Origin of the sequence: Natrialba magadii ATCC 43099, from assembly GCF_000025625.1 — an archaeon.
Lineage (GTDB): Archaea > Halobacteriota > Halobacteria > Halobacteriales > Natrialbaceae > Natrialba > Natrialba magadii.
In genome coordinates this window covers 1,475,079-1,487,127 of record NC_013922.1, presented here as the reverse complement: position 1 = coordinate 1,487,127, position 12,049 = coordinate 1,475,079, and the positions used below count along the sequence as shown (strand labels likewise).

Genomic DNA, 12,049 nt, shown 5'->3' with positions numbered 1-12,049 from the left:
TGTTATAAGCACCGATTAGTTAGATTGAATACAACATACTGTCTGCGTGTGCTGTGTTGTGCTGGATGTGTGGCGTCCAGATTGATGGCTGCGGACGGGACTCTATGCTAGAGCGTGACAGGTGCGTAACAGGTACGTAACAGCGAGGGTCGGAATTGACTGCAGAATTAGGACCGCCAGTCTCCAATCCGATTCCGAAGCCGCCCCGGAATCCCGAGCACGGACATGCCGGCACCGAACAACACCATTAGCAGGTAGACACCCAGCGTCGACGTCCAGACGACGAACATCGCCAGAATTGCCCAGCCACCGCTGAGGAAGTAAAACGCCGCAATCGCCATCGCGGTTCCATAAAGCAACACGAGGTACGGCCCCCAGCCGTGGGCGTGACTGTGACGGACCCGCCGGCGAACGTAGCGTTTGAGTTCGCTCTCGAGTGACTCCTTTTCGACCGTTCGACGCTCGACGTTCTCCTCGAAGGTCTCGACGCGGTCGCGCAGGCGCTCGATCTCCTCGCGGAGCACTTCGGGATCGTCCGACCGGTCTCGAGTGCGGGCGCTGGGTCGGCGCTGGTCGGTGCTCCTCGTGCGCCCTGTCTCAGTCGGTCCACGCTCGTCTGCGTCCGGTGTCTTCGACTCACCCGGTTCGTCCGAGGTAGTCGGTTCGGACGGATCGGACGGATCGGACGGATCGGACGGATCGGACGGATCGGACGGATCGGACGGATCGGTCGGTTCGGACGACTCCGAGCGCTCCGTCGGCGTCCCCTCGTCGGCCCCCGTGGCGTCGTCGGTCATCGCTTCTGTCTGAACCTGTCGAGCGCCGGGACTTTGTAGCTGCCGATCCACTTCACGGCCGGCAAGAACGGCGTTGCAGATCGCGCCGAAGATGAGGATGATCGCGCCGGCGTAGAGCCAGATCAACACCAGAAAGACCGCGCCGAGCGCACCATACAGCGCGTAGCCGGTCGCGACGTTTGCGTACAGTGAGAAGGCACGACTGAGCGCGAGCCAGCCCACGGCAGCCAGGAGTGCACCGGGAATCGCTTCTCGAAACCCGACGTCCTTCCCCGGAAAGACGATGTACAGCGGCAGGAACATCACGAACAACGCGAGCAGGATGAAAAGCGGCCCGATCGCCCGCACGACCGGCACGAACTGGATGACCAACTCGAGTCCACCGACGAGTGCGAGGCCGGCCGAAATGGCGAGAAAGACGACCATCGCGTCCCAGAAGGTATCGAGTAGCGATTTCGAGCCGGCGGTGCCGTACACCTCGGAGAACGCGCGGTCGAGACCGCGCAGGACGCGACTTGCACCCCAGAGGAGTCCAAGCGCGCCGACGACGGTTGCACTCTGCCGGCCGGTGTCGTCAACGATCGTCTCTGCAAGGACTTCCTGGGCTGCTGGCGTGAGTACGTCGCCGGCCCCGGCGGTGAGCTGGTTCACAAGGGCGTCACCACCGATCGAGGCGGCGATCCCGAGCGCCAACAACATGAGTGGGACGAGCGAGATGAAGCCGTAGAAGGCGACGCCGGCGGACAGCAGCGTCAGCTGTTCGGTGCGCGCGAGGCGAACGATCCGCCTACCGGTTTCGATGTGGTCGTCCCTGCGTTCGAGCACGGGTGACTAGACGTGGGGGACGACCAAATACGGGCGGCCCCTCTCTCAGACGAGATTGTCTGCCGTTGCTGTGCGGATCTCGTCGACGCTCGCATCCGTCTTGAACGTCGTCCCGCCGTAGTGCGCCCGGGAGGCCTCGTAACCCGCCTCGCGCAGATCGGCAAGAAAGTCGTCCATCGCGTTCGCCGGCAGCCCCCAGTTGCGACAGAGTTTGTGCTGGTCGTAGTGAGTCGGCTCGTCGAGTTCGGACTCGAGTTCGATACACAGTTCGCGGGCCTTCTCGGCCGTTCCGAACTCGTCGGGCGCGGACACTTCCTCGCGCACCGCGGCGACGAACTCGGGGTCGCGAATCGAGCCGAGCCAGACCGGCCCCGCTGTGAGCATTCGGTTTCCGTCGCAGTGTGGGCACGTCTCGACCGGGTCGGCGATCAAACCGTTCTCGTGTTCGCGGTAGAGGCAGTCCTCGCAGTGGTGGATGTAGCCCAGTTCGTCGACGGCCGCGTCGGCCGAGGTCGCCTTGTGCTCGAGTTCGAGGTACGTTCGGACGTAGTGGCTGGTCGCGTGGGTGAGGATCGGTTCGACGCCGACATCGAAGCGAGCGGCGCTGCGGGCGAGTGCGGAGAGGAGGATGCGCACACCCATCTCGGCGTGGTAGTCGGTGTTTCGCGGCACGGCGGCGTAGGAGCGGACGCCGCTGTTGAAGTGGGCACCACAGAGCGGGGCCGTGTCGGTTGCGGTGACACAGACCAGGTCGCGGCAGTTCGCGAACGCGGCGTCGGCGAAGGGCATCGGCGTCCCGTAGGGGTCGAGGTCGATCACGTCGAACACTTGCTCGTGCATGAGCGCGTTGCCGTTGCGGTGTTCGACGGTTCCCTCGCAGTCGTTGCGTGCGAGATTCGATCGCGCGAGTTCGACTGCATCCTCGTTCACGTCGCTGCAGGTGACCTCCCAGCCGTCGGCGGCGGCCCGGACGCCACGAATGCCGCTTGCGGTCATTGCGTCGAGATAGGACTCCGCGCGCTCTTCGCGGTCGCGGTAGGCGCGTAGCGTCGCGATCGTCAGATCCCGGTTCAGTTCCTGACGCGGGTTGTAGAAGACCGATTCCTCGACCCCGTCCGTCTGCTCGCCCGGGACCTCGAGTTCGACTCCACCCTCAGTGACGCGCATATCTACCTCATCTCTCGTCGGTAGCGGACGAAAAGCGGCGTGGTATCGAGCGCCTGGGACGATCACAAGAGCACAACCAAACCGATTTTACAGTCCGGCACACAGTCACGACTGTGCCGGACGTGACTCCCGTCGAGCGCTGGCAGGCCCAACTCGAGGAGGCGGGTGAGTTGACTCCCGACGTCGTTCAACAGATCTCGCGCCTCCACGGTGACCGCGGCGTCCAGGCCATCGAGGCCGTTGGGGAGAATCGAGTCAAGGCCTACCGCGATTTCACGATCGTCGTCGGCTACGACGACGAGTACATTGTCGAGGACGGTGGCTGTACCTGCAAGGACAGCGAGTACAACCTCGATGCAGACGATCCAACGGATCTCTGCTGGCACGTCCTTGCCGTCGCTATCGCGCGCCGGGTTGGACACGTCGATTACCACGATATGTGGTATTCTGAAGTTCGAGAGTTGCTGTAGTATCGTGTGGTGGTGCCTGCGTTTTGTCATGGATACTCGACGACGTAACGTGGGTATTCGAGCGTAGACACGCAGTAGCGACACGATAGCGAGATGACCGTTACTCGACAGGAAGTGACAGCAACAGCACCCTCCTCAGTAAAGACTGAAAAACAGCTGTACGTACATAATCGAGAAAATGACCAGTATCCCACCAACGACGACTGTCAGTGCCGTCTCGAGTGGGAACGGATCGGTAGCGGCGATCGCATCCGGTTGCTCGCGTCCGAGTCGGACGAGTCCGAACCCAAGCGTCGCAACGGCGACCGCGAGCGGGATCAGCGCGGGCATAACGTCTGTTTGAATCGCTGACACCAGCGGTCCGACCCAGCCAAGCGCCATCACGCAAAACCCGAAGTTCATCAGCTGCCACCAGTTGAACTCGCGTCCGGCCACGCTGAGAAATTCGCGGATGCCCGCGAGCACGAACGCAGCCGACCCGAGCAACACGAGCGCAGCACCGCCGACGGCAATCGGGTCGAGTTCGGCCGCTCCAGGCGACGTGCCGTCGTCAGTCTCCATTCCGGAACCGGTCCCGGTCCAGACGCCGGACTCGAGTGCGAGCAGTTCGCCGACGACAGTCAATCCAAAGACGGTGACGAAGACGGCGCCGAGAACGAGGCTAATCTGGCGCTGGAGTTGTCCCATGACGTCTGTGTAGTATGTTGTGGGTGCGATTAAAGTGCTGCCACCTGTCATCTGTCACTTGCCACCTGTCATCTGCCACTTGCCATCTGTCGACTGTCGCCGACATGAGGTGGCGATGTATCGAGGCGTAGTGACCGGACGCGGAGATGAGACGTACTGAACGGACGCGTCGTCAGTCGTCTGCGCAGATGTTGACGAAGTTCCGTAGAATCTGCAGCCCTGTCTCACCGCTCTTTTCTGGGTGGAACTGGGTACCGAAGACGTTCCCTGCCTCGTTGGCGACGATCGAGGGGAACTCGCGCTCGTAATCGGTGCTCGCGACCGTGCTCGCCTCGTCGTCAGGGACCGCGTAGTAAGAGTGGACGAAGTAGGCGTACTCTCCATCGACGCCCTCAATCAGCGGGTGGTCGCGCTCGACGGTCAGTTCGTTCCAGCCCATGTGTGGAACCTTCTGTCCGTCGTCGAAGCGGACGTTCGTCCCGGGGATGCGGTCGAGTCCTTCGACGGCCGATTCGCCGTCGGTCGTCCCTTCCTCACTTGCGGTCAGGAGCATCTGCATACCGAGGCAGATGCCGAACAGCGGCTGGCCGCGTTCAGCGACGGCGAGGAGGTCCTCGCGAATCGGATCGGCGTTCTCGACGCCCTCTCGGAACGCGCCGACGCCGGGAAGGACGACACCGTCGGCGTCGGCGAACGCGTCCGGATCGTCGGTAATCTCGACGTCGGCACCCGCTCGTTCCAGTCCGCGCGTCACGCTTCGGAGGTTCCCTAGCCCGTAGTCGACGACGACGACGGAGGCGAGAGACTGCTCCGCGTCAGCAGCAAGGGTGCTCATACCGGCTCTGGGGGCGGCGCGTTGAAGTGTATTGCCATTCGTGCAATCTTAGGAGGCGGTCGGCCCGAAGAGGATACCGCGCTACCCGAGACTGTTTTCAGTTCTCGACCTAAATGAAGGAGTATAAATATTGTGAAATCGTATGTAATAATGTTTATATGGTCAATTCAACAGGACCAGATTGTTATACAGTCCTGTCCAACTTCCTGATTAAGTGTTACTGCTTCTGTACCGTAATCAAATGTGATTGTATCTTCTTGTGATATTCCATATATGGATACATATGAACTTGCCTCTACGTTTGAATACGTGTGCTGTATATTGTGCCAATCCTCGTCCTCATCAAACTCATCACCATCTATTACCATGGTTACAGTAGCCGTAGAACCATCTGGCTCAAAATCCACTCCCGGGGGTACTGATAAAGAAACACTAGCCCCACTAAACTGTATCTCTGAAGTCAGGGTAACTTCATCAGGTATTTCATTAAACGCAACAAGTGTCTGGCCTTCACCTTCTGCAGCAAGTTGAAGACCATCAGTTTCTCGTTCACCCTCAACTTCGCTATATAGGTCCTGGTGTCCACGATTTGAAGTATCCTCTGTTAAATCACTGTCAGAGTATTCTTGGGAGTGAACTGTATAATTTGAACTATTTGACTGATTGATTCCGTTGGGAGTTACTAGATCTGACTTGTTGCCGCTGGATATAGTGACATGATCGGAAGAGTTACTGGAATTTATAACCTCATCTGAAGATTCATTGCTTGTTTCAATATCTTCTTTTATTTTCGGTTCATGTGCTGCTACACCAGACATACTTATTAAACTTATACTCATAATCATTACCAATGCTATGATGATACTTCTTGAATGTATTTTATACAATTTCTAGTTTCCTTCAGGGTATATAATAATTTCTATCCTATTATATTTATGGTGGAGTGCCATAGAAGGTTTAACACACCGAATTCACATACTTCCTGAATTGTTTTTATTCGTGTGGGGCTGGTGATTGCGACGGCGAGGTAGAGACACAGCGTGAATTAGTGCTCGGGCGTGGGTTCGCCTGAGACCGCAGTCCCTGACTAATTCATTGGTTCGTTCAACGCCCGTACGACAGGTGTGCGTCTCGTATAGGGTCGATTTTTCAGTTAGATATCCTCGCTGTGTTCTTCGATGCAATCTTCAACCCTGTACTCAATGTCTTTCGGCTCGTCGGTGTTTCGCACGTTGTATGGTGGACACGACCCTTGAGGCCAGCAGGTGTTCGTGCTAGTCGAGCGTATCGCAGGTGCTGTCACCGACCACTCAAATCTGTTTCTTGACAACGAGCGCGTCACGTGTGACGCACATCGCCGTCCCTTCTGGGGCTTGTTTGCTCTCGGTGAATTCGGCGTCAATCGGGATTTGTTGTTCGGTCGAGACGGCCGTACAGCCGTAGCCCTGGTAGTACTCGTTAGCTTTGGAATCGTAGCATTTTGACGCACCTTAGTCTGCAGGCACCCCTCATGTCGGTCGAATCAATTCAATGGGTCAAGTCGAGCAGGCTGCGGCTAATACTTGACCTTAGTATTGCCAGTTACGAGAAGCCAGCACTGGTCTTGCATTCAGTTGTACCCGAACCCTAGTTCAATCGATCGCTTCCTACTTGCAAAACTTCTCTTGATCACTAGGGCGGCCTGCTCAACGAGCTGAATCCGTAAATCTCCTTATACTATAGTAATCGTTAGAACTTTCCGCTCAGAAATTGTTGTTATAATAAATGGACCATCTCGACGAGATCTCCGTCGAAGAACTCCAAGATGCCCTCGACAATGTCGAGGGAAACAAGCCGACACAACGGTTGTTAGCGGCGATTGCGTACAAGAGCGGTGTGACGCAAACCGAACTTGCAGAGTGGCACGACACCGGTCGAAGAACGATCTACAGTTGGCTGATGCGACTTGATACGGACGAGCCGCTTGAGCAAGCCGTCTCTGATGCTCATCGAACCGGGAGAAAACGAAAGCTCTCAAAATCACAGCAAGAAGAGTTCGAACAAACCGTTCACGAACCGCCCGAAGAGGTTGGGATGGACGCGCCGGCGTGGACGCCGGCGCTCGTCCAAGAGTTTCTGGAAGAAACCTACGGCGTCGAGTACTCCTATCCGAGTTGCCGGCGGCTCTTGAAAGAAGCTGGACTCAGTTATCAAAAACCTCGCCGCACAGCCGCCGAAGCCGAAGAATCCGACCGAGAAGAATTCCACGACGAGATCAAAAAAAGCGATCGGAGATGGACGCCAAAATAGTCTGTATCGATCAAACCAAGAAATCGGTGCAGGTCGAGCCGCGTGCCGCGTGGTTTCCTCGCGGCACGCGGCCGAGCGTCGAACTCTCTGGCCAACGCGACTGGACGTGTCTGCTCGGCGCGGTCACCGAAGACGGCGAACGCTTTTTCTCACGATTCACCGAGTACGTCACCGCCGATCACGCAAAACATTTCATTCTCGTATTATGCAAAGAGTTCGAAGATGATCTGATCGTCGTGCTTGATGGAGCGCCGTATTTTCAGGCGTCGGCCGTCACGGACCTGGCGGCCCGTGACGACCTCACCTTCGTCACGTTCCCTGCGTATTCACCGGAACTCAATCCTGTCGAAGAGTGCTGGAGACAGCTCCAAGACGCTCTAAGCAACCGATTCTTTGACTCGTTAGACGAACTCACGACGGTAATCGATACCGCTCTTGACCAACTGTCGCTTCCAAAAATGAGTGATTATTTCTAACGTCTACTATAGCAATCAAGAAAGCCACGCATCAGCTCTGGTGGTCCGTGGTCTCGTGTTCGCCGCATCTTCTCCGGGGCGAACACGTCGAACTCTCCAAGAAGTTCGAGGGGGAGATGCTCAGACATCGCTAGTACCCCTGTCTCCACGGCATTGAAGCCCGACTCTATCGTAGGATTGTTTTGCAGGGTCGCTGAGCGCATGCCATCACAGCATTCTCCCTGCTCTTTGAAGCGGTTATTGTTCTATGACTTATTCACAAACTTTAAAATATTTCTATAATAGCACACTTATTGAAATTAATACTAAGGATTCCTGGAAACGTCCGTCAAGATAGATTCTATTACTCTATCCTGTAAGTCCCCAATTATGATGTATGTGTCCGACAAAATTATAACCACACATAGAGTAGTATCTATGCATATATGAACGAGATATCACGACGGAAAATGCACTTAATAAGCGCATCCACTATTATTTCGATCCTCTCTGGTTGCCAGAGAAATGTGCTTAGGTCTGAGAATAATGGTTCTGGTGAAAATGACAGGCCATTATCAGTTTCAACAACTGAGTTTACGAATATGAATGGTGAATCACCAGATGAATGGATTCACATAGTATCTTATGATTCTGAGTTCGTTGTCACATTTGATATTACACTTTGCAATAAAGAGACAGATTCAATCAGCACGGATTTAGTTGAAAGTAGTGGCAATGAATATATACTTAATTTTGTATCAGACAGTGTTAGTGACACTAGTTGTGACACTGGTACTCGAGTCCGTGGAGGTAGTACCCTACCTAATGATTTTGATCGGATTCATATTGACATAAATGAAGAGCGTATAATGTCGATTGAGCAAAGAGAATCCCTACCAAATCTCCATGAGATTCCCAATAGAAGGAGTGACTCAGAAGAACAATAAATCAGTGTGTTTTCTTTCAGAATCTAAATGTAGTGGGCTATTGTCTGGATCAAATAACGTTTGTTGCCGTCTCTGAATCAGGCATGTTGTGACCATTATAACCGACTGTATCCTTGTCTTCACTATATATTAGATCAACGAGTGCCTATAACTAGTATGGTTGACTCTGAGACTGATGCTACCGCGGGAACCAACAGAACTTCCGGCCCAGAAACCAAAACCATCGTCCACGACTACTACGACACCGTCGACGACGAACGCTACGACGACCTCGTCGAACTGTTCACCGAGGATGTCCGCTACGAACGCCCCGGACAGGGCGCGATCACCGGCCGCGAGGCCCTCCACGAGTTCTACCTCGAGGGCCGCCCACTCGAGAACGGCAGCCACGAGGTCCACGATGTCGTCGTCGACGAACAGACGAACACGGCGGCAGTCCGCGGTAGTTTCTCAGGCGACCAGCACGGCGAGTCCGTCGAATTCGGCTTCGCGGATTTCCACGAACTCGAGGACGGCCGGATTGCGCGGCGGTATACGTTTACGGATCGAGACGAGGTCTGAGTCTCTAGAAGCCGTCGAGCCGCGTCTGCCCGCTCGTGTTCTCGCTGCCGTCGACGCCCGCCAGTTCGGCGGCGCGCTCGAGTGCGGACTCGAAGGTCTCCTCCTGGCTTCGGTCGTACAGCGTCGCTGCGGGGTGGACACAGATCAGGAGCCGTCGGGGTGTGCCGTTGACGCGAACGTCCTCCACGGAGCCGGCTTCCTTCGTTACGGCGACGTCGCGGTCGAGCAAGTGCTCGGTGGGTACCTTTCCGAGTGTGACGATCACGTCGGGGTCGAGCAGTTCAATCTCCTGTTCGAGGTAGCTGCGGCAGTTCTCGAGTTCGTCTGTCGTCGGATCGCGATTTTCGGGTGGGCGACAGCGCACGCAGTTGGTGATGCGGACGGTGTCGCGATCCAGGCCGACGATTCGGAGTTGGTCGTCGAGGACGGAGCCGCTGCGGCCGACGAACGGCTCGCCCTGGCTATCCTCCTGTGCGCCGGGACCCTCGCCGACGAACAGGATGTCGGCGTCTTCGGGGCCGGTACCGTTGACGATCTGGCTACGAGAGTCGACGAGTGCGGGACAGCGCTCACACTCGGTGACACAGAGGTCCTCCATCTCTCCCATAGGTGTGGCTCAGACGGCCGCCTACTACGTCTTTCGGGTCGCAGGTGCACGCCGTTCCATCTCTGCGACGGGGTCGGCCCGGGTCAGCCCAGCCGAGCAGCCCGAATCGACTCGAGTGCACTCGCCAGGCGCTCGTACGGCTCGGCCGCCGTCACGTCGACGCCGAGCGCGTCGAACGACACACTCGACTCGCGCCGCCCCGTGTTCTGGAGGAACTCGAGATACTCTCCGGCGGAAAGCGCACCCGACTGAAGCCGCCTGACAACCGAGACGGCCGCGACGGTGCCGGTGACGTACTGGTAGTTATGGTACGGATCACGGATGTACGACTGCTGTCGCCAGGGTGCGCCGCGCGTCGCTGCAGCCGTGTCACCCTCCGGCGGCGCAACCGGCGCACGAAATTCGGCGGCAATGTCCGCGTACAACTCCGACAGCCCAGTCGGCGTCAGGTCGGTCCCCGACTCGGCGGTTCGGTACACCTTGTGGAGGAACGTCGCGCTCTCGCCAGCGCCGTACACGTTGCCGGCGAGGAACTGCGCTCGGCGCTCGCGGACGAACGGGGCGAGTTCCGGGCCACCCTTCTTGCGGAGATGGTCGGCTAACAGCAGTTCGTGGACCAGACTCGGCACCTCGCTGGTCGGCCGCGGGCTGTTCACGTACCGCGGCGGCTGAGACGCCCGCATACACTCGATGTGCATCGCGTGGCCGAGTTCGTGCGCGAGGTAGAACGCCGTCCGCACGTCTTCGCGGAAGTTCGCGAGCACGAATGGACCGGCGTCCGGGCTCGAGGGACAGTACGCTGGAATGTCCGTCCGCTTTCGCGCTGTCGGGTAGACGTCGATTCGCCGCTCCGTGAGGAGCGTCTCGAGTCGGTTCCGATAGTCCGCACCGAGCGGTTCGACCGCAGCCAGGAGGTGCTCACACAGTTCTTCGAACGTGATTTCGGGTGCGTCCGCGCCGTCGGAAACCACGGGTACCCGCTCGTCCCACCGACGCAGCGTTTCGACGTCGAGCAGTTCGCGGCGGCTCTCGAGTAGCCCGTGATACGCCTCGAGGTGATCGCGGACGTTCTCGAGAACCGCGTCGTGGGTCGCTTCGGCAAACGAGGTGTGCATCCCGGTGTCGGGATAGCTCGGTTCTGCGAGCGCGAGTTCGCGGACTGACTCGTAGTTTCGAACCGCTGCAAGGGCCGCGTGAGCACGCACCTTCTCGGTGAGCGCCGCCGCGAGCGCGTGGTCGTGCTCGGCCAGCGCGTCGATGTACCCCGTGTGTGCTCGTCGGCGGACCGATCGGTCGGGGTTCTCGAGTGCCTCCCGATACGTTCCGTGGTCGATGGCGACCGGATTGCCGTCCGATCCCTCGACGGTTGGCGGGTCGAAATCGGCAGTCTTGATCGCGGCGATCGTGTCCGTCTGGGCTTCGATGACGGGTGCGAACGCGCTGACGACCGATTCGGTGTCGGCGTCGCGGGTGTGGGGCGCTTGCGCGAGGAGGTCGTCAAGGTAGGCGTGCCAGCCGTCCAGTTCGTTGTCCCCCTCCTCGCGGAAGGCACGCACGCTCGCTGCATCGCGCTGAATCCGCCGCTGTAGTCCGCGAACGGCCTCGTCGACCCTGGCGGCGAGTCGCTGCCCGCGACTGTAGCGGTCGCGCCGCCTCTCGTCCGTCGGATGCTCGTTTCGGTGCAACTGCGCGTAGAGGGTCAGCCGACCCTTGGTAACCAGCGCAGACTCGATGGACTCGAGTGCGGTTGCCAGCGCGGCGGGTGAGTCGGTCGGCTGGTGGTGGTCGTGTAGCGTTTCGAGCTGGGACTCGAGTTCGTCTGCGGCGCGTGCCCAGTCGGCGGGGGTCTCGTAGAGGCGGGTCAGGTCCCAGGTGTACTGGTCGTCCAGTTCGTTGCGTGTTGGATAGTCTGTCATGTCTGTCGTGACGGAGCGGTGTGCAAGCGGTGCAGGGCCGGAAAACGAGGCGAATTACTGGGTCATCCGTCACTCACTGGCTATCGAACGATTCGACGGCGAGCACGTAACTGCTCGCCCACTCTGTGTTGTTCTAACACACTCTGCCGCGAGGCTACCGCTACTTGGTTTCGGGCCGGAACGTCACACATTCATTCAGAACCTCTCAGGGGAACGAACAGAAGTCACTTCCGCCGCTCCGGTGACCCCCACCGTCTGTCTCCAGAGTGGTCTCGACGGCATCGACACCATCTACGCCGACGACGAGGGCACGATCACTGGAATCCACCACGCGCCAGAACCCGGTCCGGACGAGGACGGTGCTGACCACGAGTATCCCGGACGCGGGCTGTACGTCCTCGAGGTGGTCTACGGGTGGACGGACGAACACGACGTCAGCGAGGGCGACGTGCTGGCGTTCGACCTCGAGGAGACGGTGCCAGCGTCGTAGTGA

General features: G+C 58.2%; 11 protein-coding genes and 2 pseudogenes. 4 read left to right on the top strand and 9 right to left on the bottom strand.

All coding sequences use genetic code 11. The annotated features are described in order from the left end of the window. Positions 1 to 167: 167 nt before the first annotated feature. Entirely contained in the window at positions 168 to 1,622 is a 1,455-nt protein-coding gene (locus NMAG_RS06985; RefSeq protein ID WP_004217264.1) for a YihY/virulence factor BrkB family protein, read from the bottom strand. Between the two features lie 45 nt (positions 1,623 to 1,667). Next, positions 1,668 to 2,789 (bottom strand): tRNA (guanine(26)-N(2))-dimethyltransferase, encoded by a 1,122-nt coding sequence (locus NMAG_RS06980; protein WP_004217263.1) that lies wholly within the window; start codon positions 2,787 to 2,789, stop codon positions 1,668 to 1,670. A 113-nt stretch (positions 2,790 to 2,902) separates the two neighbouring features. Here NMAG_RS06980 and NMAG_RS06975 point away from each other — a divergent pair, with 113 nt between their 5' ends. Further along, complete coding sequence (locus NMAG_RS06975) at positions 2,903 to 3,259, top strand: hypothetical protein (RefSeq protein ID WP_004217262.1); 357 nt, start codon at positions 2,903 to 2,905, stop codon at positions 3,257 to 3,259. 135 nt (positions 3,260 to 3,394) lie between these two features. Here the strand turns inward: NMAG_RS06975 and NMAG_RS06970 are convergent, their stop codons facing one another. The 4 genes and pseudogenes from NMAG_RS06970 to NMAG_RS21365 form a co-directional block, all read right to left on the bottom strand. Continuing rightward, positions 3,395 to 3,946, bottom strand: a complete 552-nt coding sequence (locus NMAG_RS06970; protein WP_004217261.1) for a hypothetical protein — start codon at positions 3,944 to 3,946, stop codon at positions 3,395 to 3,397. 172 nt (positions 3,947 to 4,118) lie between these two features. Further along, a complete protein-coding gene (gene hisH, locus NMAG_RS06965) occupies positions 4,119 to 4,781 on the bottom strand; it encodes an imidazole glycerol phosphate synthase subunit HisH (RefSeq protein ID WP_004217260.1) in 663 nt (220 codons plus the stop codon). 167 nt (positions 4,782 to 4,948) lie between these two features. Then, positions 4,949 to 5,626 (bottom strand): hypothetical protein, encoded by a 678-nt coding sequence (locus NMAG_RS21550; RefSeq protein WP_012996522.1) that lies wholly within the window; start codon positions 5,624 to 5,626, stop codon positions 4,949 to 4,951. Positions 5,627 to 5,818: 192 nt separating this feature from the next. Continuing rightward, a pseudogene (locus NMAG_RS21365) lies at positions 5,819 to 6,335 on the bottom strand (transposase); the annotation flags it as partial. Positions 6,336 to 6,545: 210 nt separating this feature from the next. Between NMAG_RS21365 and NMAG_RS20860 the strand changes: the two are divergent. Next, positions 6,546 to 7,546 (top strand): IS630-like element ISNma6 family transposase gene (locus tag NMAG_RS20860; protein ID WP_012996521.1). Its coding sequence is split into 2 segments (ribosomal slippage): positions 6,546 to 7,038 and positions 7,038 to 7,546, totalling 1,002 coding nucleotides; the frame shifts between segments, so codons are not numbered across the junction. Positions 7,547 to 7,554: 8 nt separating this feature from the next. On the opposite strand, the pseudogene NMAG_RS22435 reads toward NMAG_RS20860, so the two are convergent. Continuing rightward, positions 7,555 to 7,749 (bottom strand): annotated as a pseudogene (locus NMAG_RS22435) (IS5/IS1182 family transposase); the annotation flags it as partial. 879 nt (positions 7,750 to 8,628) lie between these two features. Here NMAG_RS22435 and NMAG_RS06950 point away from each other — a divergent pair. Then, entirely contained in the window at positions 8,629 to 9,033 is a 405-nt protein-coding gene (locus NMAG_RS06950) for a nuclear transport factor 2 family protein (protein ID WP_004217255.1), read from the top strand. Between the two features lie 4 nt (positions 9,034 to 9,037). On the opposite strand, the gene NMAG_RS06945 is transcribed toward NMAG_RS06950, so the two are convergent. Further along, a complete protein-coding gene (locus NMAG_RS06945) occupies positions 9,038 to 9,640 on the bottom strand; it encodes a uracil-DNA glycosylase (protein ID WP_004217254.1) in 603 nt (200 codons plus the stop codon). 83 nt (positions 9,641 to 9,723) lie between these two features. After that, a complete protein-coding gene (locus NMAG_RS06940) occupies positions 9,724 to 11,556 on the bottom strand; it encodes a M3 family oligoendopeptidase (RefSeq protein ID WP_004217253.1) in 1,833 nt (610 codons plus the stop codon). Here NMAG_RS06940 and NMAG_RS22755 point away from each other — a divergent pair. After that, positions 11,555 to 12,046 carry a DUF192 domain-containing protein gene (locus NMAG_RS22755; RefSeq protein ID WP_004217252.1) on the top strand — a complete coding sequence of 164 codons (492 nt, stop codon included), beginning with the start codon at positions 11,555 to 11,557 and terminating at the stop codon, positions 12,044 to 12,046. The two genes, NMAG_RS06940 and NMAG_RS22755, sit on opposite strands and share 2 nt — an antisense overlap. Positions 12,047 to 12,049 lie beyond the last annotated feature (3 nt).

Excerpts from the sequence above, each read along its gene's own strand:
- NMAG_RS06980 (WP_004217263.1), bottom strand. The coding sequence starts at position 2,789 with ATGCGCGTCACTGAGGGTGGAGTCGAACTCGAGGTCCCGGGCGAGCAG.
- NMAG_RS06940 (WP_004217253.1), bottom strand. The coding sequence starts at position 11,556 with ATGACAGACTATCCAACACGCAACGAACTGGACGACCAGTACACCTGG.
- NMAG_RS06950 (WP_004217255.1), top strand. The coding sequence starts at position 8,629 with ATGGTTGACTCTGAGACTGATGCTACCGCGGGAACCAACAGAACTTCC.
- NMAG_RS06970 (WP_004217261.1), bottom strand. The coding sequence starts at position 3,946 with ATGGGACAACTCCAGCGCCAGATTAGCCTCGTTCTCGGCGCCGTCTTC.
- NMAG_RS21550 (WP_012996522.1), bottom strand. The coding sequence starts at position 5,626 with ATGATTATGAGTATAAGTTTAATAAGTATGTCTGGTGTAGCAGCACAT.
- NMAG_RS06945 (WP_004217254.1), bottom strand. The coding sequence starts at position 9,640 with ATGGGAGAGATGGAGGACCTCTGTGTCACCGAGTGTGAGCGCTGTCCC.
- NMAG_RS22755 (WP_004217252.1), top strand. The coding sequence starts at position 11,555 with ATGTCTGTCGTGACGGAGCGGTGTGCAAGCGGTGCAGGGCCGGAAAAC.
- hisH (WP_004217260.1), bottom strand. The coding sequence starts at position 4,781 with ATGAGCACCCTTGCTGCTGACGCGGAGCAGTCTCTCGCCTCCGTCGTC.